Annotated in this window: 20 protein-coding genes and 1 riboswitch; of the genes, 8 read left to right on the top strand and 12 right to left on the bottom strand. The window is 48.4% G+C overall.

Annotation, left to right across the window (positions count from 1 at the left end; translation table 11 throughout):
* The first annotated feature begins 6 nt into the window (after positions 1 to 6).
* Positions 7 to 1,047 carry a patatin-like phospholipase family protein gene (locus IE163_RS11795; RefSeq protein ID WP_189433173.1) on the top strand — a complete coding sequence of 347 codons (1,041 nt, stop codon included), beginning with the start codon at positions 7 to 9 and terminating at the stop codon, positions 1,045 to 1,047.
* Between the two features lie 69 nt (positions 1,048 to 1,116).
* Here IE163_RS11795 and IE163_RS11800 read toward each other — a convergent pair whose 3' ends face one another.
* From IE163_RS11800 to IE163_RS11820, 5 genes are all read right to left on the bottom strand, one after another.
* The gene (locus IE163_RS11800; protein WP_229833546.1) at positions 1,117 to 2,010 is read right to left on the bottom strand and encodes a cobalamin-binding protein; all 894 of its coding nucleotides are present in this window, start codon (positions 2,008 to 2,010) and stop codon (positions 1,117 to 1,119) included.
* Positions 2,011 to 2,049: 39 nt separating this feature from the next.
* Positions 2,050 to 2,655 carry a cob(I)yrinic acid a,c-diamide adenosyltransferase gene (gene cobO / locus IE163_RS11805; protein WP_189433174.1) on the bottom strand — a complete coding sequence of 202 codons (606 nt, stop codon included), beginning with the start codon at positions 2,653 to 2,655 and terminating at the stop codon, positions 2,050 to 2,052.
* 9 nt (positions 2,656 to 2,664) lie between these two features.
* Positions 2,665 to 3,690 (bottom strand): FecCD family ABC transporter permease, encoded by a 1,026-nt coding sequence (locus tag IE163_RS11810; protein ID WP_189433175.1) that lies wholly within the window; start codon positions 3,688 to 3,690, stop codon positions 2,665 to 2,667.
* Positions 3,687 to 4,529, bottom strand: coding sequence for an ABC transporter ATP-binding protein (locus IE163_RS11815; RefSeq protein ID WP_189433176.1), 843 nt, complete (start codon positions 4,527 to 4,529; stop codon positions 3,687 to 3,689). The genes IE163_RS11810 and IE163_RS11815 overlap by 4 nt, the downstream gene beginning before the upstream one ends.
* Before the next feature lie 101 nt (positions 4,530 to 4,630).
* A riboswitch (cobalamin riboswitch) is annotated at positions 4,631 to 4,814 on the bottom strand.
* Between the two features lie 45 nt (positions 4,815 to 4,859).
* The gene (locus IE163_RS11820; protein ID WP_189433177.1) at positions 4,860 to 6,677 is read right to left on the bottom strand and encodes a DUF4153 domain-containing protein; all 1,818 of its coding nucleotides are present in this window, start codon (positions 6,675 to 6,677) and stop codon (positions 4,860 to 4,862) included.
* Between the two features lie 191 nt (positions 6,678 to 6,868).
* Between IE163_RS11820 and IE163_RS11825 the strand changes: the two genes are divergently transcribed.
* A complete protein-coding gene (locus IE163_RS11825) occupies positions 6,869 to 7,414 on the top strand; it encodes an NADPH-dependent FMN reductase (protein ID WP_189433178.1) in 546 nt (181 codons plus the stop codon).
* Positions 7,415 to 7,687: 273 nt separating this feature from the next.
* On the top strand, positions 7,688 to 8,428 hold the full coding sequence (locus tag IE163_RS11830; RefSeq protein ID WP_189433179.1) for a transporter substrate-binding domain-containing protein: 741 nt from the start codon (positions 7,688 to 7,690) through the stop codon (positions 8,426 to 8,428).
* An 84-nt stretch (positions 8,429 to 8,512) separates the two neighbouring features.
* Here IE163_RS11830 and IE163_RS11835 read toward each other — a convergent pair whose 3' ends face one another.
* Both IE163_RS11835 and IE163_RS11840 read right to left on the bottom strand, forming a co-directional pair.
* Positions 8,513 to 10,531 (bottom strand): S9 family peptidase, encoded by a 2,019-nt coding sequence (locus IE163_RS11835; protein WP_189433180.1) that lies wholly within the window; start codon positions 10,529 to 10,531, stop codon positions 8,513 to 8,515.
* A gap of 58 nt (positions 10,532 to 10,589) precedes the next feature.
* Entirely contained in the window at positions 10,590 to 12,122 is a 1,533-nt protein-coding gene (locus IE163_RS11840; RefSeq protein WP_189433181.1) for a fumarate hydratase, read from the bottom strand.
* Between the two features lie 99 nt (positions 12,123 to 12,221).
* On the opposite strand from IE163_RS11840, the gene pabB reads away from it, so the two are divergent.
* The 3 genes from pabB to IE163_RS11855 all read left to right on the top strand — a co-directional run bounded on the left by pabB (position 12,222) and on the right by IE163_RS11855 (position 15,957).
* Positions 12,222 to 13,616 (top strand): aminodeoxychorismate synthase component I, encoded by a 1,395-nt coding sequence (pabB, locus tag IE163_RS11845; RefSeq protein WP_189433182.1) that lies wholly within the window; start codon positions 12,222 to 12,224, stop codon positions 13,614 to 13,616.
* Between the two features lie 12 nt (positions 13,617 to 13,628).
* Positions 13,629 to 14,198 (top strand): CoA pyrophosphatase, encoded by a 570-nt coding sequence (locus IE163_RS11850; protein ID WP_189433183.1) that lies wholly within the window; start codon positions 13,629 to 13,631, stop codon positions 14,196 to 14,198.
* A 379-nt stretch (positions 14,199 to 14,577) separates the two neighbouring features.
* Positions 14,578 to 15,957, top strand: a complete 1,380-nt coding sequence (locus tag IE163_RS11855; RefSeq protein ID WP_189433260.1) for an L-serine ammonia-lyase — start codon at positions 14,578 to 14,580, stop codon at positions 15,955 to 15,957.
* A 47-nt stretch (positions 15,958 to 16,004) separates the two neighbouring features.
* Here the strand turns inward: IE163_RS11855 and IE163_RS11860 are convergent, their stop codons facing one another.
* The 4 genes from IE163_RS11860 to IE163_RS11875 are packed head-to-tail and all read right to left on the bottom strand — an operon-like array spanning position 16,005 to position 22,297.
* Complete coding sequence (locus tag IE163_RS11860; protein ID WP_189433184.1) at positions 16,005 to 16,265, bottom strand: putative signal transducing protein; 261 nt, start codon at positions 16,263 to 16,265, stop codon at positions 16,005 to 16,007.
* 26 nt (positions 16,266 to 16,291) lie between these two features.
* Positions 16,292 to 17,914, bottom strand: a complete 1,623-nt coding sequence (locus IE163_RS11865) for an L-lactate permease (RefSeq protein WP_189433185.1) — start codon at positions 17,912 to 17,914, stop codon at positions 16,292 to 16,294.
* Positions 17,915 to 17,921: 7 nt separating this feature from the next.
* Positions 17,922 to 21,086 carry an efflux RND transporter permease subunit gene (locus IE163_RS11870; protein ID WP_189433186.1) on the bottom strand — a complete coding sequence of 1,055 codons (3,165 nt, stop codon included), beginning with the start codon at positions 21,084 to 21,086 and terminating at the stop codon, positions 17,922 to 17,924.
* Positions 21,087 to 21,088: 2 nt separating this feature from the next.
* Positions 21,089 to 22,297 (bottom strand): efflux RND transporter periplasmic adaptor subunit, encoded by a 1,209-nt coding sequence (locus IE163_RS11875; RefSeq protein ID WP_189433187.1) that lies wholly within the window; start codon positions 22,295 to 22,297, stop codon positions 21,089 to 21,091.
* 397 nt (positions 22,298 to 22,694) lie between these two features.
* Between IE163_RS11875 and IE163_RS11880 the strand changes: the two genes are divergently transcribed.
* A complete protein-coding gene (locus IE163_RS11880; protein WP_189433188.1) occupies positions 22,695 to 23,003 on the top strand; it encodes an isoamylase early set domain-containing protein in 309 nt (102 codons plus the stop codon).
* A gap of 37 nt (positions 23,004 to 23,040) precedes the next feature.
* Here IE163_RS11880 and IE163_RS11885 read toward each other — a convergent pair whose 3' ends face one another.
* A complete protein-coding gene (locus IE163_RS11885) occupies positions 23,041 to 24,159 on the bottom strand; it encodes a beta-ketoacyl-ACP synthase III (RefSeq protein ID WP_189433261.1) in 1,119 nt (372 codons plus the stop codon).
* Positions 24,160 to 24,399: 240 nt separating this feature from the next.
* Here IE163_RS11885 and tamA point away from each other — a divergent pair, with 240 nt between their 5' ends.
* A complete protein-coding gene (tamA, locus tag IE163_RS11890) occupies positions 24,400 to 26,103 on the top strand; it encodes an autotransporter assembly complex protein TamA (protein WP_189433189.1) in 1,704 nt (567 codons plus the stop codon).
* Positions 26,104 to 26,182: the final 79 nt, after the last annotated feature.

The raw sequence follows: 26,182 nt of genomic DNA on the forward strand, positions 1-26,182 counted from the left end.
GTTAGCGTGTCTTCACCTTTACGTGTGCTAGCCGGCAATACTGCACTTGCCCATATTAAACAACATGGCTTAAATGCTGATGATATCAGCGTGATGGTAGGTGCCAGCGGCGGGCCGAAATGGTTTTCCTTATATGGTCTGGATCAGTATTTATTAGGCCAGTTTTTCAAAGAACGGACTAAACCACTGCATTTATTGGGTAGCTCTGCCGGCGCCTGGCGCTTTACCTGCTATGCGCAGCAAGATGGCGTTGCCGCTTCAGCACGCTTTGCCAAAGCCTATTCTGAAGTCACCTATCCAAAAGATGCGGACATCCGCTTGATCACGCAAATCTCACAAGCCATTATTGACGATGTATTGCCCGAGCAAACACATTTGCAGCAAGTACTTAACCACCCCGTGATGAAACTTAATCTGATTGTCGATAGGGCGCGAGGCATCAATAAAAGTAGCAATAAATTGATACAAGGCTCGGGCTTGTTGCTAACGGCTAGTGCAAATTTGCTAAACCGGCGTTTACTACGGCATTTTTACCAGCGAGTGCATTTTCATGTTGCCGGCGAAACGGCGCCTTTCAGTCACCAAACAGAACTGCCGACGGAACGGGTGTTATTAACTGCAGAAAATCTAAAGGCTGCCGTGATTGCCAGTGGCGCCATTCCTATGGTGCTGGAGCCCGTAACAGATATTGCTGGTGCTGGCGCTGGCCGTTATTTTGATGGCGGCATTACTGACTATCATTTTAATCAACCGTTTAGCGATGATGGCTTAGTGCTTTATCCGCATTTTTACCCGGAACTGATCCCCGGTTGGTTTGACAAAGGCTTGCGCTGGCGTCGGGCCAATAAAGCTTATCTGCATAATGTCATTTTATTGTGTCCGTCAGATGATTGGGTAAAAAGTTTACCCCATGGCAAGATCCCAGACCGAAAAGATTTTAAACTCAACGATCATGAACGTATTCGTTATTGGCAAAAGGTATTAGATCGCTCACACGAGCTGGCCGAAGCTTTTGCTACTGGCAACTATCGAATAGAGCCTTTGTAATGTCACTGCATACAAGACTAAGGTTAAGCATACCGCCCCTGCTGCTAAGGGGCGGCAACAGTTAATCGATTACATCGGCTCACGATACTGCTGCAACGCTTCACATAACTGCTGCATTGCATCAATCATCCGTGGTGTTGCCCGGTACACCCAGTCCGGCTCTAGCGTAATAAAAGCCTGCTTACGCACTGCCGGTAAACTGGGATAACGCTGCCAAAACTGCTCTTGTTTAGTTGAGCCGTCTTTACTGGCCCGCACTATCACCTCTGGCTGACGCAGTAATAATTGTTCCAATTGCGGCTGAGGATAGTCATTTTTGGCATCCGCAAAAATATTGTCAGCACCGCAGGCTTGCAGCAACTGAGCAGGCCAGGCCTGATTAGCCACAGTACTTAGCGGGTCGGTAGTCATGGCATAAAACACCTTTACCGGTGTTTGTTGCTGATAGCTGGCCCGTAAAAGACTTAAACGCTGCTGTATTTCTGTGGCCAACAGCGCCCCCTGCTCTGCCTGCCCCAGCCATTGACCTATTTGCAAAAGCTCTGTGGCAATATCGTCGATCAGCAGCGGATCCGAATATTCTACTCTGACCCCAAATTGCTGCAAGCGAGCCAAATCCGCAGGCGGATTACCACTGCGCCAGGCCAGCACCAAATCGGGCTTTAACGCCAAAATGGCTTCGATATTTAATGCCGCAAAGCTATTTACCCTGGGTAATAATTGCGCTGCGGCCGGATAATCACTGTAATCACTTACTGCCACCAACTTATCGCCCGCGCCAACAGCATACACCAGCTCGGTTATATGCGGAGCCAGACTAATTACCCGTTGCGGTGTGCCAAGCTCTGCCTGCGCCTTGTTATTTAGCAAGACTATCGTCAACAACAGCATGCTAACCAGCAACTGCACCAGCCGCTTTGCTGGCTCAGGGCTCGAAATCATTTCTTTATAATACAGCAACATTATCGTCTTACTCTGCTCGTGTGCTTTTACGAATACGCATTACCAATCTAAACCGCGTTGTGCTTTCACACCGTTATCAAAAGCATGCTTAACGGCCGCAATTTCACTTACCGTATCGGCCAGTTCCAATAAACGCCGGTGGCAGGCGCGGCCGGTAATCACCACATGTTGTTTTGCTGGCCGGTTTAGCAATGCCTGCTCAATCCGCTCCAGCGGCAAATAATGGTAACTGAGCATATAAGTCAGCTCGTCCAGCAACACCAGATCGAGAGAGTCATCGGCTAAAAAGCGTTCGGCGTCTTGCCAGACTAATTCGGCCGCGGCAATATCGGCAGCCTTATCTTGCGTATCCCAGGTAAACCCCGTAGCCATTACGGAAAACTCTACCCCGTGCTGCTGCAGTAAATTTCGTTCACCGCATTCCCAGCTACCTTTAATAAACTGCACCACTGCCGCCGTTAAACCATGCCCTACTGCCCGCGCTACCGTGCCGAAGCCTGCGGTTGATTTACCTTTGCCATTACCGGTAATAACCAGCAATAACCCTTTCTCAATGCTGGCCCGCGCCACTGCCGCATCCACCTGCGCTTTTAAACGCTGTTGCCGCGCCTGATGCCGCTGTTGTTTTATTTCTTCCGTTAGCATGTTTACACCCTATGAACCTTGTTGCAGCTGTCGCCGCAAAATAAGTAAAAAGAAGACACTCCCTATCACGGAAGTAATCACCCCTAGTGGAATTTCCTGCATAGCCAGCAGACTACGCGCCAAATTATCAACCCAGATCATAAAGATGGCCCCAAACAGCGCTGATCCTAACAACAAAGGCACCGCCGTTACGCCCATAAAGTAGCGCACCATATGCGGTACCATTAAGCCAACAAAGGCAATACCGCCGCACTGTGCCACAATACAAGCGGTCACCAGCGCAGTGAGCAATAACATAGCCAGCCGTAAGCGCATGACATTAACGCCTAAACTGCGGGCACTCTCGTCCGATAGGAGTAATGCATCTAATTGTCGGCGTAATGCCAGTGCCACCAACAATAACAAGGAAACGGCCGGGGCGATAAGCATTACGCTATGCCAATCGGTACGACTTAAGCTACCCATTAGCCAGAAAATAACGCGGTTCGCGGCAAAGGGTTCAGCAAAATAAAGGATAAAACTGCTAATAGCACTGAGCATAAAAGACACGGCCACTCCAGCCAGTAAGGTGACTTCCATTTTTTGTAAGCGCTGACCAACACAGGCCAAAAATACCAGTGCAACGGCCAGTAACGCGCCCAAAAATGCCGCCAGTGCCAGGCTTATCAGTTGCTCAGGTAAAACAATGCTAACCATAGTAGCGCCTAAACCGGCACCGGCCATTAAGCCAAATAAATAGGGATCGGCCAGCGGATTGCGACTAACATTTTGCAGCACGGCCCCGGCCACAGCCAAGCCCGCGCCGACCAGCAGCGCAGTGACTAAGCGTGGCAGGCGAATTTGCCAGATAATAGTATGGGCTAACATTTCTTCAGTAGCGTTACCGCTTAATACCTGCCAAAGCTCGGCAAAACTGACGCTAACGCTGCCAATTTGCAGGCTAAGCGCCAGGCTAAGCACAAGGAGTAACAATAACAGTAGCAGTTTCAAGCGATGGCATTGTTGTAGCGAAGTCGCAGGGCGGTTCTGGCTCATAATACCCCTCCGCATCCTGCGGATTGCTGGGTATCTTGTGCAGAAAAAAAGGTCACCTGTAGCCAGCCAAAGCGGCTATGGGGCAGTACTTCACAGGGTAAGCCGAACACCTGTTCAAGTAAGTCAGGCTTAAGCACCTCTGCCGGTGCGCCGTAAGCAACCAGCTCTCCCTGATTTAGCAGCATTAACTTGTTACAATAGCGTGCCGCTAAATTCAGATCATGGATACAACAGACCACGGTTTTACCCAAACGTTGTAATAGCTGCAATACCTGATGCTGGTATTGTATATCCAGATGATTGGTCGGTTCGTCTAATAACAAAATACCGGCTTGTTGCACTAAGGCCCGGGCGATAAAGAGCCGCTGCAACTCGCCCCCTGACAGGGTTGCCGTGCTGTCTTGCTGTTTATCAGCCAAACCGACCTGGGTTAGGGCTAATTGCACTTGTTGCCGATCTGTATCGGTATCCGCCTCAAACCAGCGTTTATGCGGCAATAAGCCCATAGCAGCGACTTGAAAGCAGCTTAAGCCGATTGGCGGTGCACTCATTTGTGCTACCGTTGCGACACGTTTAGCTAATTGTTTAGCAGTAGCACGGTAAGTTGGTCGGCCAGCTAGTAATAACGAGCCCGTTGTTGGCAGAGCACTACCATTTAATAATTGCAATAATGAGCTTTTGCCGGCACCGTTAGGGCCTATTATTCCCACAAAGTCATTGGCTTGAATGTCTAAACTAAGATGCTTAAGCGCGTTTTTCGCTATAGACTTAGCCCGGTGCTTTGCCACTGAAGGATAAGAGAATGAAAGTTGTTCTAGCGTATAGATTGCGGCCGACAAAGCAGTATCCTGAGTTAAACAAACAGATAGCACCTGGCCGCCCGGTTTTACGCAGACTGCTGGCCACTACCGTGTATTCCCGCACGGGGGCTGAATATACCTAAACACTGGCAGGTCTCCTGACTTAGCACGATAGCCCATGTTTTGCCTTCCCGTTGCCAGTGGCCTTAAAACATAGCGCGCTCTACAGTTGCGGGTACAGTTCAGGCTTTTAACCTGATTCCCTTTTCAAAGCTCACATTTACGCCGTAATACTCACAGCTAACACTCGCTTACCAATGTTCATTTGCGCGCCTAATTCGCGCATGCTTTATTGTAACAGCAAAAACCTTAATCAGATATCGGATTTACCCGCACACTGCGCTCGTTAAATAGAATGTCTGGGTAATTTCTTGCCTTAGTTTGCAGGGGCGCAGCCAACAATTGCTGTTTTAGCCGTTGATGTCCGCCCTGCACAGAGGGTAAGTAAAAACTGGCCTCGTTTTGCCAGGCGTTTTCAAAACGGTAAACCTGACATTCCGCACCGTGATAAAACTCACCCAGCGCACATAAAATCAGTTCGTCTTGCCCATCCTGATTCAAATCTTGTTGCACTAACAGGCAACTCGCATCAGTTTGCAGGCAGTTCAACATACCTAACTGTTGTGTCAGTAAGGCTTGCCACCAGACGTCGTCGGCTATAGTGACCCAGTCGGCCTGAATAATCTGCTGTTTTAAGCTTGCTAACTCCGTTATCGCCAACGCCGCTTTTTGCTCGTCAGTAGGATATTGCCGGTATCGGCTCGGCTTGGCCAACGCCGCCGCAATTTCAATAGCCAAGGCATCGTCTGGTGCCAGTTGTTCCAGGCGCTGTTGTAACGCTTGATAACCGGGTCGGCCGGTCTGAAAACGTAAATGATACAGATCGTGTTCCGCACGATAATTGTGCTCAGCGGCATCTACCGCAGAAGCCTGTAATCGCGCGATTTGGCTCGTCGCTGTTAAGCGCTGGACATCCAATAAAGGGCTATTCACCGCCACTAATAACAAGATAGCGGCAAAAGCCAGACTGATATTCACTTTGCCCAACAACGGCAACCAGCCCTGAGTCGAACGTAACGCCGCCAGACAATAACCTATTGCGTGTGCCGCTAATACTAACGCTAACAATAAGGCATATAAGCGATCTTGAGTCATACCATACTGATTAAGCCGCAAGTAGATGGCATATAAAGCCAGCAGCGCAAAAATCGGCAGTGAGCACAAGGCCGCATTAATGAGATAACGCAGTAACCGGTTATAGGGCGCAGCCTGCGTGCCCGCTTGCGCTACCGCATTCACAAAGAGCAGCAACATTAACTGTAAACTGATTAAAATCGCCGCAGCATGACGGGTTGCCCATAACGGCTCTAAACCGGTAAAGGGCAAACTTAATACAAAACCCAGCGCAATCAACGCCAGTAACGGTAATAGCCCCTTAAACATGGCGAAGACAATATTACGCAGCACATAGATAGCATGGTACTGAGTGCGCCCCAGTAAGATCCCCAAACCAACCATTAGCCCCGTCAGCAGATAAATTACCGCTTTTTCGCGTAATAACTCCTGCAATAACGTTAACTTAATCAGGGCAAAGAGGCTGGCACCTAAATGCAATACCAGCCAACTTAAGCCAACAAAGACCAGCATCAGCAACAGTGTCAGAGTGTTTTGCCAGGCTAGGCTAAATAGCGATGGATAGCTTAGCTGCCAACGCTGATATAACAGATGGCATTGCAAAAAAGGCAGCAAGATAAACAATAATGCGGCTTGGGTAATGGCAAAAGGTATCAGGACCGCATTGGCCTCTAAACCTGGCATTCCGGTAGCAGTGTAAAGCGCCCAACTGGCAGTATGGGTAAAAAGCAGGAAAACCAGCGCCGTATTTAACCAGAAGCGCCAGGCTAACCAGCTTTGTACCGACAACAACATCACCGTGGGTACAGCAAGCACCAAAACATACCAATATACCTGACCATGTAAGTTGGCAAACCAGCCCCACTGCTGCTCTTTCCCTGTTTGCGCCAGGTAAAGCAGTAGCGCCTGTAATACTGCTATGACGACAATAAACACTTTACTGGGCCTGTCAGGCTGCAATAAGGCCACATCCGTTTTACTGACATCAGTCATCTGTTAACACTCCTGTTCGCTAGGCGTATCAGCATAGTTTTATCCCTAAACAACCTCAATATTCAAGCAATTATATTTTATAACAGCAAAGCTCACTTTAGCTGCTACGCTTTATAAGTAGCTAAAAATGTTAATTTATATCCGGCGTAACTAGGGCGCGTTCTAAAAAAATTAAGAAAAGGAGCAAGATAATGACGATCAAAGTTTTGGCAATAAGCGGCAGTTTACGCGCTAAATCAACAAACAGAGGCATGTTGCGATATGCGCAGGCGAATACACCGGAGGGAATGAAAATTCATTTAGCTGATTTACTGGATGTGCCTTTTTACAATGCGGACTTAGCCGAAAAGCCACCTGCCGTGGTTACCTTACTACAAGAGTTTGCCGAAGCAGACGCACTACTCCTCGGCTGCCCTGAATACAATTATTCATTGGCACCGGCTTTAAAAAACGCGCTAGACTGGGCATCACGCGAGCCAGATAATCATCTGTTGCGGGGCAAGGCCGTAGCTATAATGGGTTCAGCGGGGGGTATGGGTAGCTCAAGAGCGCAATACCATTTGCGCCAGGTCTGTGTTTATCTTGATTTACATCCGTTAAATAAACCCGAGGTATTTGCCAACGCTTTCAGTGGTGCGTTTGATCATGACGGCAATTTAAAAGATGTAAAAATACAGGACAATATTAAGCAGCAGCTTAATGCTCTGGCGCAGTGGTATAACAAACTTAGGGCTTAGGATGTGGCTCGGCGCGCCCAAACACCAGACTGATGTAAATTTTCTCGATTTAGATCCACTAAGCCATCGAAAACCTTACCTTGTCTGCTTATGTTGGAGCGCGCCAGCGTCACGTTTTGTAAACGACAGGGTGCTCTGTACCTTCAGCGTTGATTTGCAGATAGATGGCTTTGCTATTAAACTGTTATAGTAGTTTTATAGGCAGCGTTTTTTGGCATCAATGCTATTGCTGCCCTGTCCTCCCACATCATAGCAAAATGGATTTTAACGCTAATGAAATGGTTTTATTTATTTCTACTCGGTTTCCTACCTTTTAGCAACTTTGCAGCTGATACTGTCGTCTCGGAAAAACTACAATTTCGCCAAGCCCTCAACTCTCCCGCAGCACAATATAGCCAAGCGTTAATTACTGAGGCTTATAGCCGGCTTGGCATTCCAGCTGATTTTATCGACGTACCCTTTGGCCGCAGTTTGATAGAGTCAAACAGAGGGGTGTTAGATGGTGAGGTTGCACGGGTATTGAGAGTAACACAGCAGTTTCCAAACTTGCTTACTGTACCCTACGTCTTATTTGATACCGAAGTTTATCTGTACGTTAATCAGCGGCAATGTGCCAAATGTACACTCGAAAATGTGCAAAGCCTGGCTTTTGTAAGAGGCTCAGTTATTGTCGAAGACTTACTTAAACAACTCCCTGCTTCACGCAAAGTCATTAGCTCTGGCACAATAGAAAGCACTAAAAACTTGTTTTTAAATGAAAAGGTAGATGCCGTTGTTTTTGCAGCTTATCAATTACAGGACAAAGCAAGTTTTGAGATAAGCGAGCACCATATTATGAGCTTACCAGATTATCATCTGCTACATCGTAGTCATCAGGCCTTGCTAACGCCGCTAGCGGCCATATTGTTTCAACTGGAACGTGAAGGTTTTACCGAGCGCTTGCGTTTACATTACGGTGTAGCGGCTCCGCGGCGTCAGCTGCGTGTGGGCGAACAACCTTTTGCAACATACTAAGCAGGCCCAAACTTGCCCTAACGGCAAGGCTAAAAAAAGCCCCACAATGCGTATGCGATGCAGGGCTGGTTTTGGTAAATGCGATTATTTAGTGTATTTATCTAACCACTGAAACACTTCGTTGTACCAGCGCACGCGGTTATCCGGCTTTAAGATCCAATGGTTTTCATCTGGAAAAATCACCAGCCGCGAATCAATACCTTTACGCTGTAAGTTAGTAAAGGCCCCTAAGCCCTGCGCATAAGGCACCCGATAGTCTTTTAAACCGTGAATAACCAGCATTGGCGTTTGCCATTTATCGGCATGTGCCGCAGGGTTAAACTTCTGATAATCCGATTGCGGATCCCAGGCAGTGCCACCTAAATCAAACTCCGGGAACCATAGCTCCTCAGTGCTGCCGTAAAAGCTTGGCATATCATATAAACCGGCGTGATTAACCAGACACTTAAAGCCTTGCGGCCAGTTACCGGCAATCCAGTTCATCATATAGCCGCCATAAGAGGCACCCAGCGCACAGGCACGGTTACCATCAATCCAGGGCTGCGCTTCAAGGATATATTCAAAACCTTTTTGCAAATCAACTAAGGGCTTACCGCCCCAATCGCGGCTAATCGAATCGGTAAAGGCCTGGCCATAACCGGTAGAACCATGAAAATCGACCATCACTACCGCATAGCCTTTGGCGGCATACATTTGCGCATTCCAGCGCTCATTAAACATATTGCCAAAGCTGCCTTGCGGCCCGCCATGCACTAAAAAGGCCATGGGGTATTTTTTGTTAGCGTCAAAATTCCAGGGTTTTACCAGATAGCCATACACCGTGGTATCTTCGGCACCTTTAAAGCTAAATTGCTCAAAGTCACCAAATTGCACCGCTGCACGCCACTCAGCATTGGCATCGGTTAGCTGTTGTAATTGCGAACCATCTGGCCCGATTTGAAAAATTTCGGTTGGCATATTCAGCCGGTGATTGGTAAATACCAGTTTATCACTGGCCACCTGCAAGCTGCCGGCATAGCCATCACCGTAAACTTTAATCACATCACCAAAGCTAGTGTTAATCGCATAGATGCTATATTGGCCCAGGTCCTGCGTTGTTACATAGATAGTGCGATTATCTAAACCAAACTGATAATCAGAAATAGACCTGTCCCAGTTTGCTGCCAGCTCTTTTTTCTCGCCGGTGACCAAATCCAACAGCATCAAGCCAAAACGATCCGCTTCAGCACCCGGTTTTTTCATCGCCAGATACGCCATAAAACGGCCATCGTTAGAGAACTTCGGTTTTGCATCCCAGGCCGGGTTATCCGCGGTTAAATTGACTTTCTCACCACCGGTTACCGGTACCTGAAAAATATCAAAATTGGTATGCCAGGCTTGATCTTCAGCCGGTATTTTTGCGCTAAAGACCAGTTGCTGGTTATCCGGGGTAAAGGCCACTTCGTTAATACCGGCGATATTGGTATTCCAATCGGCCATCAGGTTTTTCGCATCAGTCAGCGGTTTATCAGACAATACCGCCACATGCAGATGCTCGCGGTACTGATCCAGCCAGTGATCCCAGTGTCGTACCATTAGCTGATCGTAAGCCAGGGCACTGTCTTTTTTCTCAGCGTCTTTCGCTTTGGCATCCAAGGTACACTGCAAGGTTTGACAACCCGGCTTGACGGTTAATGCCAGGGCCAGGGTTTTACCATCTGCGGCCAATTTAAAGCCATTGACTGCTACTGGTAACTGGGTAACCTGCTGCGCTTCACCGCCATCTAAGCGCAGTTGCCAAATTTGATTACTGCCACTGCGGTTGGCAATAAAGAAAATACTGCGACCATCCGGATGCCACTGCACGGCGCTTTCGCGGCTACTGTGCTGAGTTAAGCGTTTGGTGGTGCGATTATCGCCCAGGGTCATTAAATAGAGATCGTGTGACGTATCGGCTGGGGCAAAGCCACCATTAGTTTGGCTATACACCACAAAACGACCATCGGGCGATAAGGCCACATTGCCAATTTTATTATGCTGGTTTAAATGTTCGACCGTTAGTGGTCCCTTGGCCATAGCACCACAGCTTAATAAGCTGGCAGCCAGTAAGGTGAGTTTTTTCATCAGGTTCCCTCGGTTAGCAAAAGGCCGCAGTCGATGCTGCGGCCTATTCTTATTATCGTTACGCTTTGCTTAATTTGGCATCCAGTTCAGCAATATTGGCTTTCCACAGCACCGGCCCTTGCTGGTGCACATTGTTGCCATTGCTATCAACGGCTACCGTGACCGGCATATCTTCAACATCAAACTCGTAAATGGCTTCCATCCCTAAATCAGCAAAGGCGACCACCCGGGCTTTTTTAATGGCTTTAGACACTAAATAAGCGGCACCGCCTACGGCCATCAAATACACGGCTTTGTGTTGTTTAATGCTGGCTACGGTTTTATCACCGCGCTCTGATTTACCAATCATGCCAATTAGGCCGGTTTGTGACAGCATCATATCGGTAAATTTATCCATCCGGGTGGCAGTAGTTGGGCCTGCCGGGCCTACGACTTCATCACCCACGGCATCTACTGGCCCTACGTAGTAAATAAATTTATTTTTAAAATCGACACCCTCTGGTAAGCCTTCGCCTTTATTTAGCATATCAGCAATACGCTTATGCGCCGCATCCCGGCCGGTCAGCATTTTACCGCTTAACAGCACGGTTTCGCCGGCTTGCCAGCTTTGCACGTCCTCTGGCGTTACGGTATTCAGGTTAACCCGGCGCACATTAGCACCCAGCTCCCAGGTCACCTGTGGCCAGTCTTCCAGTTTAGGCGGCGTGATGTCGGCTGGGCCTGAACCATCTAAATGAAAATGCACATGGCGGGTCGCGGCACAGTTGGGGATCATCACCACCGGCAAGGAGGCTGCATGGGTGGGTACCGATTTAATTTTTACGTCCACTACCGTGGTTAAACCCCCTAAGCCTTGAGCGCCGATGCCCAATTTGTTGACTTTTTCGTACAGCTCTAAGCGCAGTTTCTCTTCAGCGTTTTCAGCGCCTCTATCCAGCAATTCTTGAATATCCACCGGATCCATCAGCGATTCTTTGGCCAATACCGCCGCTTTTTCGGCGGTACCACCAATACCTATGCCAAGCATTCCCGGTGGACACCAGCCCGCGCCCATTTTTGGCAGGGTTTCTAATACCCAATCCACGATAGAATCTGATGGGTTTAACATCGCCATCTTGGTTTTGTTTTCCGAGCCACCGCCCTTAGCGGCAATCATCACTTCGACATGATGGCCTGGCACTAAATCGATATGCACCACAGCGGGGGTATTATCTTTGGTGTTTTTCCGTAAACCTGCAGGATCGGCCACAATAGAGGCACGCAGCGGATTATCTGGGTTCATATAGGCACGGCGGGTCCCTTCGTCAACCATTTGCTGCACGGTTAAATCGGTTTTGTCCCATTTCACGTCCATACCAATTTTCACAAAACAGGTCACGATACCGGTATCCTGACAAATAGGCCGGTGCCCTTCGGCTGACATACGCGAATTAATTAAGATTTGAGCTATGGCATCTTTGGCAGCCTGGTTTTGCTCTTTGTGGTAAGCCACTTCCAGCGCTTTAATAAAATCCAATGGGTGATAGTACGAAATGTACTGCAGTGCATCTTCGATGCTATCAATAAAATCTTGTTGGCGAATAACGGTCATGCTGGCCCTTCCTCTGTCGCCAATGCTGGCGAGACATTTAACTATTAGTGTGGGTGCTGGTATGATAGCGCGCATCGAAAACAGCGGCTAGTCCCAATCATGCAGCAGTATCTGATTTACGACGCAAAAAACCTACCTGAGCAGGCATTTTCTTTGCTTGACCTGTTTGAGCAGTTTGCTGCTCAGCCCTGGTCAATGTTCCTTGATTCAGCCGATGCCAGCCACCCTAACAGTCGCTATCAAATTATGGTGGCGGAGCCGCTGGTAACGCTGGTTAGTCAACAGGGCGAAACGCTACTTACTGATGAGCACGGCAGTCATCATTACACAACGGATCCTTTTACGGTATTAGACTGTGCGCTAAAGCGCTATTTCCCAGCAGCAAGCACCTGTTTGTTGCCGTTTTGTGGTGGTGCTTTAGGTTATTTTGGTTATGACTTGGGCCGTTATTTAGAAAAAATACCCAACATCGCGCAGGCTGAGCTAACGCTACCCGATATGGCGATTGGCCTCTATAGCTGGGCGCTAATCTTTGATCAGCAGCACAAACAACTGTGGTTTAGTGATTATACCGGCAATGCCGAGCAAAACTGGCAGAAGCTGCAACAACGCTTAAAACCTGCACCGTCTGCGACCGCGCCCTTTTGCTTAACCACAGACTGGCAAGCCAATATGAGCCAGCAGGAATACCAGCAAAAATTTGCTCGGGTGCAGGAAGAGTTAAAAAGCGGTAATTGCTATCAAATTAATTTAGCGCAGCGTTTTCACGCTAGCTATCGGGGCAACGAATGGCTGGCTTACCGCTTATTACGCGAGAAAAACGCTGCGCCTTTTTCAGCCTTTATCCGCTTGCCAGAAGCAGCTGTGATCAGTATTTCACCCGAGCGCTTTATCCAGCTACAGGGCAGTGCTATTGAAACCAAACCCATTAAAGGCACCCGCCCCCGTGGTTTTTGTGCACTAACCGATCAGGCCGAAGCAGAAACACTGCAATTGTCTGAAAAAGATCGCGCCGAAAACGTGATGATTGTTGATTTACTGCGCAACGATATCGGTAAGGTCAGCGAACCCGGCTCAGTTAAGGTCCCGGCGCTATTTGCTATTGAAAGCTTTCCGGCGGTGCATCATTTGGTCAGTACCATTACCGGTAAATTAGCTGCGCCCTATAGCGCTTGTGATCTCTTGCGCGGTGCTTTTCCGGGGGGCTCTATTACTGGTGCACCGAAAATTAGCGCTATGCAAATTATTGAACAGCTAGAGCCGCATCGCCGTCATGTTTATTGCGGTGCTATTGGTTATATTAGTAGTAATGGTGATATGGATACCAATATTGCGATTCGCACCCTGGTTTGTGAAAACGGCAAAATATACTGCTGGGCCGGTGGCGGTGTGGTGGCTGATTCTAACGCCGATAGTGAATATCAGGAAACCCTGGATAAGGTGGCACGAATTTTACCAATATTATCCGCCACACAACAGACAATAGCTAAATAACTCTGGAATGATATGCAGGCCAACCAGTTTAAAAGCCGCTTTTTACTGCAGCAAGCCACACCAGCAACGGTAATGCAGCTGCCAAGTGGAATGCAGCCAAGACAAAGCGCGGTGTTGGTGCCTATTGTGGACTATGGTGACCGACTTAGCCTGCTCTTTACCCAGCGTGCCTTACATTTAAACCATCATCCGGGGCAAATCAGTTTCCCCGGCGGTAAATTGGAGGCCAATGAAACCCCGGCCGCGGCGGCACTGCGCGAAACGGAAGAAGAAATAGGCGTAAAGGCCGCAGAGATCGAATTACTCGGGCAACTACAGTCCTACAATACGCTGACCGGTTTTCAAATTAGTCCCTGGGTCGGTGTGTTACCAGCCTCAGCAAAAATTAGCATCGATCCGCAAGAAGTCATTGCCGTGTTTGAAGTGCCCCTGTCATACTTTATCGAGCCCACTAACCGTCATCAGTTATGGCTACCCTGGCAAGACTTGCCCCGGCAGCTGCATTTTATGCCTTATCAAGACAAACTGATCTGGGGCGCAACGGCCGCCATTATTCAACAACTGGTGCAGCAGATAGCATAAACTTACCAACCCGGCGATAGAGTGTACACCTAAGTTAACACTACCGCAGAATGTACCCAAAATCATTGAAGTTGCAGGTAGGCGGCAAGTGAGCGAATCACCATGAACATAGGTATGCTATGTGATTAGGCCGGGCTGGCGCACCAGTTCGGGAGCGCAGCCAACACCGCTGCAGCTTCAAGGATGACGGGTATAGTCTTACAATAGGGTTTTAATAGAGATTAAATGGATTTGTTGCCGGCTTACAGTCTACTGGGGCTTAGGCTACAATAAGCCCCATTTACCCTGCATAAGAGATAGCACAGCTAAGCGGCGCTTAGCTGGCTGCTCAAATACTAAAACAGCAATATAACAACAACATAGAAGTAAAATTATTATGATTATCAGCGCATTTGACATGTTCAGTATCGGCATAGGCCCGTCCAGCTCGCATACCGTAGGCCCAATGCGGGCGGCAAAAAAGTTTACCGAACAGCTGCAGCAAAACGAACAATTACCGCAGGTTGCCAGCGTTAAAGTGGAGCTTTATGGCTCACTGGGCCAGACCGGTGTTGGCCATGGTACCGGTAAGGCGGTGATTTTAGGGCTATCGGGTTACTTACCGGAGACTATCGATCCTGATGCGGTAGAAGGTATTTTAAAACAGGTGCATGAAAGCCAACGCTTGCAATTAGCACAGCAACAGGCCGTTAGCTTTACCCGCGAAGGTGCTATTGTGTTTCATCGGCGTAAAACCTTAAAAGAACACTCCAATGGCATGGAGCTAATTGCTTATGATGCCGACAAAAATATCCTGCTAAGCGAAGTCTATTTCTCTATCGGCGGTGGTTTTATTGTGAAAGCCGAAGATTTTGCTAAAGAAAAAGAAGCCGCCAGCCAGTTTGCCGCAGACAATCCACCTCCCTTTCCGTTTGAATCAGGCGCTGAGTTACTGGCGCTTTGTAAAGAGCATGGCTTGTCCGTATCGGGCTTAATGCTGGAAAACGAAAAAGTATTACGTAGCAGTACCCAAATTGAAAGTGAACTGAATAATATTTGGCTGACCATGCGTGCCTGTATTGAGCGCGGTATCCGCACCGAGGGTATCTTACCCGGTGGCCTAAAAGTACGACGTCGTGCCCCGGCCTTGTATAAAAAGCTAATTGCCGAAAAAAGTTCTGATCCACTACAGGTAATGGACTGGGTTAACTTATTTGCCCTAGCGGTAAATGAAGAAAACGCCGCCGGTGGCCGGGTAGTAACAGCGCCAACTAATGGCGCGGCCGGTATTATTCCGGCGGTACTGATGTACTACGATAAATTTATTCAACCGGTAACACCAGAGATTGCTGCACGTTACCTGCTTACTGGCGCTGCCATTGGTATCTTATATAAGAAAAACGCTTCTATTTCTGGAGCCGAAGTCGGTTGTCAGGGTGAAGTAGGTGTGGCCTGCTCGATGGCAGCCGCTGCCTTAACCGAGATTTTAGGCGGTAGCCCGCAGCATGTCGAAAACGCCGCGGAGATCGGTATGGAGCATAACCTGGGTTTAACCTGCGATCCGGTCGGTGGCTTGGTACAGGTGCCCTGTATTGAACGCAATGCCATGGGTTCAATCAAGGCCATTAATGCCTCGCGCTTAGCACTGCGTGGCAGCGGTGATCATAAGGTGTCACTGGATAAAGTGATTAAAACCATGTGGGATACCGGTAAAGATATGCAAACCAAATATAAAGAAACGTCACGCGGTGGCTTAGCCGTTAATATTATTGAGTGTTAATAAGTGATTAGAGGTCGTTGCAGACAAATGGCTTAGGCTGCGACAATTTATCCTGCCGGCGCCAAGCCTTCCTCATCAGCAAGCGGAAAATCGATAAACTCCGCTTGCTGATAATCCTGTAACAGTTGCTCGGCCAACTCAGCATGCTCATCGTCCACAAAGACATTGGCAAAACCCATCGCCGCTAAATCCCCCACCGCGCCCTGCAGGTAATGTCCACCAACATAGGTATCAACGCCCTGACTGTTAAGCATACCGGAGACAATATGGGCTTCGAGGATGTCATTAGCGCGAAAAATAATTTTCATAGTCAACTCAATGGTTTTTTTAAAGCTTAGCTGAAAAACCAAAAAGCCACCAGCGCCGCCCCACTGCAATAAAACAGCATTGGCCACAAGGTGTAACGAATAATCTCCCCTTCCCGGCCATTAAGGTTAACGACACTGGCCGCGGCCACAACGTTAACCACACAAATCATATTACCGGCATTAGCACCCAGCATTTGTAGCGCCAGCACCAGTGTTTGCGGCAGCTCGGCTTGTTGTGCCATGGCCTGCTGAAAACTACCAAACATTAAATTGGAAAAGGTTGCAGAGCCAGCAATAAACGAACCCAGGGCGCCAACCAAGGGTGCCAGTGCTAACCAATAGTCACTTAGGTATTCCGCCGCCAAGGCCGCCAGGGCCAAAGGCATAGCGGGTAAATCTAAGGCATTAACATCTGAATGCAGGAATATACGCACCATGGGTACAGCTGCAGCGAGCGCAATACAAGAGGGCAACAGCATAGTGCCACTTTGCCTAAAGGCATTCCCAATCTCTGTTTTCGACAGCCGGAAAACTAACGCAGCCGTAAGGGCAACCAGCATAAACACTGAACCGGGCAAATACAGAGGCGCAACACTAACGGTAAGCTCAGTGCCGAGTATGCCTTGCCATTGCCAATTAAGCCCCTGTAGCCAGGCTTTAATCGGCAGTTCCGATATCCGGGTTAGCACTAATAATACAGCTACACCTACATAGGGCAACCAGGCCTGCCAAAGCGGTATAGCGTTTAACACGGCCTTTGGCGCTATTTGGCTATCGCTGTTTTCACTGCATAACGTCGCAGCATTATCACTACTTTGCTTTATCGCGGGCGTTGGCGTTAAAATGTTAAAATGTGCCGCACTGCAGGTTATCGCTAAGCCGAGTAAAGCCCCAAGTACTGATGGGAACTCAGGGCCTAGCCACCAAGTCACGCCATAGGCCGGTAAGGTAAAAGCCAAACCAGACAGCAAAGCAAAAGGCGCGGCGGCTAAGCCGTAACGCCAATTAGCCTGTTCGCTAAAAAAGCGGCTATACATTAGCACTAAAATCAGCGGCAACCAGGAAGCCACAAAGATATCAATGCCTATTGCTGTTAGAGCAATCTGTTGTAACTCAGCGGCAGTAACACCTGGCACCCCTTGCGCTAAACCTACCAATACTGGCGTGCCGACAGCCCCAAACGAGACCGCTGCCGAGTCAGCCACTAAGGCTAACACCACGGCGGCAAGCGGAGTAAACCCCAACGCCACTAATAAAGGTGCAGCAATGGCTGCTGGCGTACCAAAGCCGGCGGCACCTTCTAAAAAGCCGACAAACAGCCAGCCGATAATCACCAGTTGCACCCGTTTGTCGGCAGAGAGCTGGCTAAAGCCGGCCTTAATCACCGCCATAGCGCCACTTAGGGTCAGCACTTTTAATAGCACTATGGCACCAAAGATTATCCACAGAATGGTAGCTGCAATCACCAGCCCTTCCAGCAAGGCAGCACTAAGCTGCAACAGCGGCATCTGCCACACCCAGTAGGCCAGAGCAGTGCTAAGCAGCAGACTTAATGGCATCGCCTGCCGGGCCGGCAGGCGACATAACACCAAGAGGATAAAGACGCTGAACAGCGGCATCGCCGCTGTCAGAAATTGCCATAGGGTCACTAAGTGCCTATTTTAGTATGGTTTCCGTATTTTCTAGCTTAGCGGTACTTTTACCTCTAAACAACGCTTTTATATCTTCCAACATCACATACAGTGCCGGGATCAATACCAGCGTAATGACCGTCGCGAACAAGATACCAAAAGCCAGCGATACCGCCATTGGGATGACAATTTTAGCCTGTAAGCTGCGCTCTAATACAATAGGCGCCAAACCAACAAAGGTGGTTAATGACGTCAGTAAAATGGCACGGAAACGTTGAGTACCCGCCTCTACTACCGCTTGTTTAATCGCCACGCCTTGCGCTCTGGCACGGTTAACAAAGTCGACCATAATTAAGCTGTCGTTAACCACAACCCCCGCCAAGGCGACCAAACCAAATACTGACATAATGCTCATCGATAACCCCAGCAGCATATGGCCTATCACTGCACCGATCAGGCCAAATGGGATCACGCTCATAATAATCAGTGGTTGCGAGTAAGATTTAAGCGGAATCGCCATTAGCGCATAGATACAAAACAATGCAAACACTGCGGCTAATTGAAGATCGCGCTGTGCATCTACCTCATCCTGGCTGGCACCATCTAACTGCCCTGTTACCCCCGGATATTTTTGTTCCAGCTCTTTAATCACCGTTCTACGCACTTCGGCAACAACTTTGCCCGGCTCTATCTTGCCTTTGTCAGCTGCAGCGGTGATAGTCACTGCCCGCTCGCCGTTCACCCGGTTAATGGCACTAAAGCTCGGTTGCATGGTGTAGCTGGCTACTTGGGAAAATGGCACTTCACCACCATTGGCAGTGCGAATGCGCATATTTTCTAAGTCGCCAATCGAGCGACGTTCATCCCGTGGATAACGCACCATTACTTTAATTTCTTCGCCATTACGCTGAATACGCTGGGCTTCAGCACCATAGAAACCGTAGCGTACCTGCCGCGCAAGCTCAGCCAGGGTAATACCTAATAAATCAGCCTCGGGTTTTAATGCCAGCACAATTTCATCATTGCCGCCTAATAAGTTATCTTCAATATCAAAGATGCCTTCATATTGGGCCAATCGCTGTTTTAATTCTTCGGTAGCTTTTTGTAGGTTATCCAGGTTAGTGCCGCGTAATTGCAAGGCAATATCGGCCCCGCCACCAAAGCCAGAACTACTGAGTTTAAAGGCTTTTAAACCGGGAATTTCCGGGATCTGCTCGCGCCAGCGCCGACCAATCTCAAAACTGTCCACTTCACGGCCTTCGCTCTTATCCAGCTCTACCACTAACTGGCCAGCCGTATCGCTATTAAGGAAAACCAGACGGTGTTTTACCACCATATCTTCGCCTTCATCTAGTAATTGCCGGTCAACCCGCATTAACGCCGCTTCAATTTCTTTAATGGCTAGCACGGTGGCTTCATTCGAGGCGCCCTCTTCCATCTGCACGGTCGCTTGCATAAAGTCGTTCGGTACATCCGGGAAAAATACCCAGCGTACAAAGCCAGCCGACAACACACCAAACATCAGGATCAACAATGCAAAGAACACGGCCATAGTGACATAACGAAACTCAATGCATTTCTCGATCAATGGCCGGTATTTCGTTTGAATAAAACTATTTAATGAGCGCGACACCGCACCGCGGATACTTTTGAGAGTATTGCTACCAAAGCGCCCCAAGGCATAGATACCGCCCTTGTTCGGATCCCAGGGTTTGGTATCCATATTGGCAATATGCGCCGGTAAAATCAGCTTAGATTCGATAATAGAGAACACTAAACACAGCACCACGACCCAGGCAATAGAACCCCAGATAGCTGATTGCGCACCGCCTACCAACAACATCGGTACAAAGGCTGCGATGGTAGTTAGTACCCCAAAGGTGGCGGGCATCGCGACTTTTTTGGCACCGGCAATAACTGCATCGGTAGATTTGCCGCGCTTCTCAATTTCGCTGTAGGCGCTTTCACCGATAATAATGGCATCGTCCACCACTATCCCCAGTACCAAAATAAAGCCGAACAAACTGATCATATTGATAGAAACATCAAAGAACGGCAGAGGCAGCATCGCCAAAGCACCTAAGAAACAGACCGGGATCCCCACCATTACCCAGAAGGCAATGCGGAACTCTAAAAACAGGGTTAAGGCCAGTAGTACCAAAAGAACCCCATAAAACAGGTTGCCGGTCATCAAATCTAAGCGGCCCTGCAGGTAGTAACTGGAATCGCCCCAATAATCCAAGGAAATACTGGGCGGCAGCTCAGTACGTTTTTTCTCAACATAGCGTTTTACGGTTTCGGCAATCCGCAGCGTATCGTCATCGCCCACGGCATCAATCTTCACCGAGACGCTATTCTGACCGTTAAAGGTGGCCAATCTGGCACGCTCAATAAAACCATCCGTTACTGTGGCAATATCGCTTAACAACAGTCGGGTACCATCATCAAAATTAAGCAGTACAATATTTTCAAAATCGTTCTGATAATAAGCCTGACCTTTAGTACGCAACAAGATATTGCCACTCTCAGAGCGAATAGCACCACCGGGTAAATCGACTGAGCTGCCGCGAATGGCGCTAACGACTTGCTCAAAGGTTAAACCATATTCGCGCAGTCTGTGCTCGGGGATTTCTACGGCAATTTCATAATTACGCGCCGCAACCACATCAACTTTACTTACGCCAGGTTGCTTTTTAATTTCATCACGAATACTCTTGGCCAGCTCTTTTAAGGTGTGCTCCGAAGCATCACCGTGCAAAGATAACCACAATACATTGCTCTGAAAGCGAATACGGTACACTACCGGCCGCTCAGTTTGCTCGGGTAGTGTAGAAATAGAGTTTACCTGAGTTTTAATTTCCTCCATCACTTCCTGAATATCGTAACCGGCGGCAATTTCAGCGATAACGGTACCCATGCCTTCCACCGCAGTAGAACGAATACGCTTTATACCATTAACCCCACGGATACTTTCTTCAATTTTATCAATAACACCACTTTCAACTTCCTGCGGCGCGGCACCTAAATAGGGTACCCGAATATTGACCTGCTCCAGCTGTATTTCCGGAAAAGCTTGCTTTTTAATGGTAAAAACTGCACCTACACCAGCAAGTAGCAAAATAATCATGAGTAAGTTGGCGGCCACGCTGTTGCGGGCAAACCAGGCTATGATGCCTTTATTAGTATCCATAATTAGTTGGCCTCAACTGCTGCGGCTTTTACCGCAACTGCGGTTTCAGGATCGCTCTCTGGCACTGCATCACCAGAGACTCTTACCACAGTACCGACTAGCGGATTGGTAACCGGTGACACGATTAAACGGTCGCTGGCATTAAAGCCGGCACTGATATAGGCAAAATTGGCATCGGCACGCGCCACCATAACCTCCCGGAACTGCAGGTTATTTCGCTCATCAACAACTAATAGCAGATTACCCGGTCTTAATAAATGCCGTGCTACCCGAACCATTTGTGTTGCTTCAACACCCGTAATTTCGGCTTGCACAAAGCGGCCAAACTGCAAAGGGACACCTGCGTTAGTCTCTCGCTGATAAGGGTCAACTAACTCGGCTACGGCATAAATGACCCGACTGCGCTCATCCAGCACACCTTCAGTGCGAACTATAGTGGCTTGCCATTGTTGTGCTACACCGGCAACTACGGCCTTTAAGGTAACAGGAATTGATAACTCTCTTGCTATGCCTTGAGGTAAAAAGCCAAAATCGGTATCGGTAAGTGGTAAGCGGACTTCCGCCAGTTCAGTGCCGAAGATCATACCCAGTTGACTGCCACGGCTGATAAACTGCCCCAAATTGGCGTTACGGCTGCGAACCATACCGTCATAAGGCGCTCTGATTTCCGTTCGAGCCAGATCACGGCGCGCTCTGTCTACCTCAGCCTCTGCCGATTGCACACTCGCCAGAGCACTGGCTAATTGCGGCTGTCTTAAACCTAACGCCGGCGCTTTGCCTTCTGTAAAAGAGCGCCATTCTGACTCGGCCACCCGGCCACGGGCTTTCTCCTCTTCTAATTGCGCCGTTGCCCCAGCCAATGAGGCTTCGGCCGCTTTTACTGCAGTAAGATAGTCTGCCTGTTCGACTTGAATCAGCAGATCACCTTTTTTGAAAAAGCCACCAGCCACAAATTGCTCAGAGACCGCGACAATACGACCATTTACTTCAGAAATTAAAGTGGTCTCCAGTTTTGGGCTCACCGTGCCTTGCGATGCAATACGGTAGGTCAAATCCTCTGGCTGCAAAACCGCAGCATTAACCAGCAAAGGTAACCGTTGCTCCTCGACCTTAGCCGGTGGTTTGCGTAAACCCGACATACTGCTTGCCACCACTACGGCGCCAACCAGGATAATAATAGGTAAGCCTATTTTGATAAATTTCGATGCCATAACACTGTCCTGCTTTATTAATTTTTTAATTCGCTACTTACTATTCTACTCGGGGTTACTGCTTACTGTAACTTTGCCGCTGTTAATCTTTGTATCAATCAACAGGATGGAACAGCGCTCTGGCGACAGAATGCAGTAGTGCTCTGTTGCCAGGTGCAACTATGCAACATCAACTATGACAAGGCTTTCAGAGACAATTGTCTATTGGTGCTAGCTATACACCTTGCATAACCACTTAGTTTAGCAGTCTTGGCAAAACATACTTTGTTACAAACTTAGTGCGACACCGCATTCGTATGCGCAATTATTAACCATTGGCAAAATATGCCGTTTCGGTTAGGGTAGTATTGTACCCACAGCATGATGGGTACCCCCCATGTCGCAACAGGAGTTAGCAATGAGCATTAGTAAGCAGTATTTGAAAACCAAACCCGCTTGCAAAGTGACCTTTAAGCTGACGGCTGATCGCCTGCCAGCTGCTACACAGGTTGCTTTGTTAGGGGAATTTAACAATTGGGATCCCGAGGCCCTGGTGATGAAGAAGAGTAAAAGTGGTGATTTTAGCGCCAGCATTACTCTACCTAAAGACAGCGAATTTCAATTTCGCTATTTAGTAGACGGTGGTACCTGGCTGAATGATGACGAAGCCGATGGGTATCTACCTTCTCGCGTATCTTACGATGAAAACTCGGTAATAAAGCTTTAACTTACAAGGGGCTAAGCCCCTTGCTTGCCAATGTTCGCTAGCACTTTTCTAACACTAAGCAACCTACCGAATAACCAGCACCAAAAGAACAAAGTATAGCTTTATCACCAGATACCAGGCCTTGCTGATATTTATGAAAAGCAATAATAGAACCGGCTGAGGCGGTATTGGCATAGGTATCTAACACCAGCGGCGCTTCTTCCGGTAAAGGCTCACGCCCTAAAATCTTCCGCGCAGCAAAGATATTCATATTGATATTAGCCTGGTGTAACCAAAGCCGTTTTAACTGCTCTGGCGGCAGTTGCTGTTCGGCCATTTCCGCTAAAATAACATCGGCGACTATGGGTAATAGCTCTTTAAATACCTTACGTCCCTGTTGTTTAAAGAAAGGCACCTTAGGATCATGTTGAGCAAAGCAGTGCTCTGTGTAACCAATTTCACAACGAATATTATTGGAAAACTCGGTTTTTAAACGCATACCTAAAATACGGAAAGCCTGCTCGCTGGTACAGCTTTCTTCCGCTTCAATAATGGTTGCGGTACACACATCACCAAAAATAAAGTGGCTGTCACGATTACGATAATCAACCTGCGGTGAAGCAAATTCCGGATTGACCACCAATACCGTTTTAGCCATGCCCCCCCGGATAGCATTCACCGCATTACTAATCGCAAAGGTAGCTGATGAACAAGCAACATTCATATCAAAAGCATAGCCGCCAGCACCCAGCTGCTGTTGCAGCTCAATAGATAACGCCGGATAAGGTCGCTGCATATTGGACGCCGCGCAGATAATTAAATCAATGTCTGCTGCCGTTTTATTGGCTTGTGCCAGCGCTTGTTTGGCTGCAGCAAGCGCCATTTCGACCATTTCCGGTACTTGCTCCTCGCTGCGTTTAGTAAATACCGGGTGCATGACAGCAGGGTCTAGAATACCGTCTTTGTACAATACAAACCGAGCTTTAATACCTGAAGCTTTTTCAATAAATTCGCTGCTAGAATAGTCCAGCGCAGCCATGTCTCCGGCAGCGATTGCTGAGGCATGTTCTGTGTTATACTTATCAACGTATTGGTTATAACTTAGTACCAACTCGTCGTTACTGATGCTTTGGGCGGGTGTAAATAAACCTGAACCACTAATCACCACATTTTTCATGCTGTCACCTTGTTCTGCTTGCAAAGGCGTGAACCTTTGTCACTTTTATGACTCAGTATAACTGAATTGCTGGTCAGAGGTGATTGCTTTTAACACCTTCATCATAGAGAAACGTATAAATTTTCAGCAGTTAAACCTGGTTTTACTGCCGCTTTTCGGTCATTCAGGTACACTCTGTTACACTAAAGAGGTCGGCTAAAGCGGATAGCGCAGCCTAACCCAAACCACAGCAGGAAGTTGATGTCCCGATTTTTGCTCTTATTAATATTACTTACTAGTCAATCGCTGCTAGCAGCGCAAACGACGATCCGATTATCCGGCTTAAGTGGTGAGCTGCAGGATAACGTGCAACTTTATCTGGATCGCTACTCAGCCGATGAAATATCAACCTCGCTACGTTTTCAGTCGCGCTTGGAACAAGATGTTAATACCGCCCTGCAAGCGCTGGGTTATTATCACAGCGAAATAAATATCGAGTTGCAAAGCCGCAACAACGGCAGTCGCTTACTTATTAATGTGGTAACAGGAGAACCGACCCGCATATTCGATGTTGATTTGCAGATCAAAGGAGACGCCGCCGCAGATGCAGACTTCAGCGCCTTGTTAGCACAAGCGCCAAAAGTTGGCCAAGTTATTCATCATGGTCAGTATGACAGCTTTAAAAGCAGCCTTAACAGTTTAGCATTGCGAAAAGGTTACTTTAATGCCAACTTTACGCTGGCAAGATTAGAGGTGGCACCTTCGTTAAAACAAGCCTTTGTAAAATTGCATTTTGATAGTGGCCGCCGTTATCGCTTTGGCGAAGTCAGTTTTCAGGGCGAGCATATTCGCACTGAGCGCTTGCAGTCGCTGGTACCTTTTAAAGCAGGCGATCCTTACCTGGCCACCCATTTAGGCCAGCTAAACCAGGCCCTAGCCAATACCAACTGGTTCTCGTCTATTTTAGTGACCGGTAATACCGAACAACTGGATGACTTTATTTTACCGGTAGAAGTAGAGCTGGCACCACGCAAGCGCAACAGTATTGAAACCGGTATCGGCTATTCTGATGACGTCGGAGCCCGCTTTAAACTTAACTGGCTAAAACCCTGGCTTAATGATCGCGGCCATAGCCTGGATAGCAAACTGGCGCTATCCAGTGCGGAACAAAGCTTAGAAGCAGCCTATAAAATGCCACTGGAAACGGTAGCAAATGACTTCTGGCAACTACAATACGGCTTGCGCAATCGTGACTATCAGGATACCCGATCCAAAGAATCAAACCTGGCACTAGAACGGCATTGGTTGTTACAAAGCGATTGGTACCGCACTGCCTCTATTCGCTGGCTCTATGAAGACTATACTCAGGCCGATCAAGAAGACACCAGCAGTTTAATTATTCCGGGGCTAAGTTTTTCCCGTGCCAGACAAACCGGCTCCGGCATGCCAACACGGGCCGACCGCTTACTCTTGGGTATTGAGGTGTCAGACCGCAGTTGGGGATCTGCAGAAAGTTTTGTCAGACTACGCGGCCGGGCAGGCTATCTTACGACATTCGCAGACAATCACCGAGTGCTGGGTCGATTCGACGCCGGAGCGGTGTTGATGGAACAAGTTGACAACCTCCCGCCCTCAATTCGTTTTTTCGCTGGCGGTGACAACAATTTGCGCGGCTATGCCTATGAATCTGTTTCGCCACGTAATAGCGACGGTGAGCTCATCGGCGGTCGTTATATGGCAACAGCGTCACTGGAATATCAATATCGGGTAAAGGGCAATTGGTGGCTGGCCACCTTTGCCGATTATGGTAGCGCCTGGAGCAATACCCCGGACTGGAAGCGTGGTGTAGGCTTTGGTGTACGCTGGGGCTCCCCTATTGGCGCGGTGCGGATAGATTTTGCCTGGGGGCTGGATGCTGAAAGCTCGCCGTTTCAATTGCACTTTTCTTTAGGGCCTGAATTATGATGTACCTGGGCTGCATACGCAAACAGCCTAAAGATGCTAGTTTCAGCATCTTTAGGCTGTTTGGGTATACTATCTCTCA

The organism is Alishewanella longhuensis (genome assembly GCF_014653435.1).
GTDB classification, from domain to species: Bacteria; Pseudomonadota; Gammaproteobacteria; order Enterobacterales; family Alteromonadaceae; genus Alishewanella; species Alishewanella longhuensis.

Excerpts from the sequence above, each read along its gene's own strand:
- IE163_RS11830 (WP_189433179.1), top strand. The coding sequence starts at position 7,688 with ATGAAATGGTTTTATTTATTTCTACTCGGTTTCCTACCTTTTAGCAAC.
- IE163_RS11885 (WP_189433261.1), bottom strand. The coding sequence starts at position 24,159 with ATGAAAAATGTGGTGATTAGTGGTTCAGGTTTATTTACACCCGCCCAA.
- IE163_RS11880 (WP_189433188.1), top strand. The coding sequence starts at position 22,695 with ATGAGCATTAGTAAGCAGTATTTGAAAACCAAACCCGCTTGCAAAGTG.
- IE163_RS11800 (WP_229833546.1), bottom strand. The coding sequence starts at position 2,010 with ATGTTGCTGTATTATAAAGAAATGATTTCGAGCCCTGAGCCAGCAAAG.
- IE163_RS11820 (WP_189433177.1), bottom strand. The coding sequence starts at position 6,677 with ATGACTGATGTCAGTAAAACGGATGTGGCCTTATTGCAGCCTGACAGG.
- IE163_RS11870 (WP_189433186.1), bottom strand. The coding sequence starts at position 21,086 with ATGGATACTAATAAAGGCATCATAGCCTGGTTTGCCCGCAACAGCGTG.
- tamA (WP_189433189.1), top strand. The coding sequence starts at position 24,400 with ATGTCCCGATTTTTGCTCTTATTAATATTACTTACTAGTCAATCGCTG.
- IE163_RS11850 (WP_189433183.1), top strand. The coding sequence starts at position 13,629 with ATGCAGGCCAACCAGTTTAAAAGCCGCTTTTTACTGCAGCAAGCCACA.
- IE163_RS11825 (WP_189433178.1), top strand. The coding sequence starts at position 6,869 with ATGACGATCAAAGTTTTGGCAATAAGCGGCAGTTTACGCGCTAAATCA.
- IE163_RS11810 (WP_189433175.1), bottom strand. The coding sequence starts at position 3,690 with ATGAGCCAGAACCGCCCTGCGACTTCGCTACAACAATGCCATCGCTTG.
- pabB (WP_189433182.1), top strand. The coding sequence starts at position 12,222 with ATGCAGCAGTATCTGATTTACGACGCAAAAAACCTACCTGAGCAGGCA.
- cobO (WP_189433174.1), bottom strand. The coding sequence starts at position 2,655 with ATGCTAACGGAAGAAATAAAACAACAGCGGCATCAGGCGCGGCAACAG.
- IE163_RS11840 (WP_189433181.1), bottom strand. The coding sequence starts at position 12,122 with ATGACCGTTATTCGCCAACAAGATTTTATTGATAGCATCGAAGATGCA.
- IE163_RS11875 (WP_189433187.1), bottom strand. The coding sequence starts at position 22,297 with ATGGCATCGAAATTTATCAAAATAGGCTTACCTATTATTATCCTGGTT.
- IE163_RS11860 (WP_189433184.1), bottom strand. The coding sequence starts at position 16,265 with ATGAAAATTATTTTTCGCGCTAATGACATCCTCGAAGCCCATATTGTC.
- IE163_RS11835 (WP_189433180.1), bottom strand. The coding sequence starts at position 10,531 with ATGAAAAAACTCACCTTACTGGCTGCCAGCTTATTAAGCTGTGGTGCT.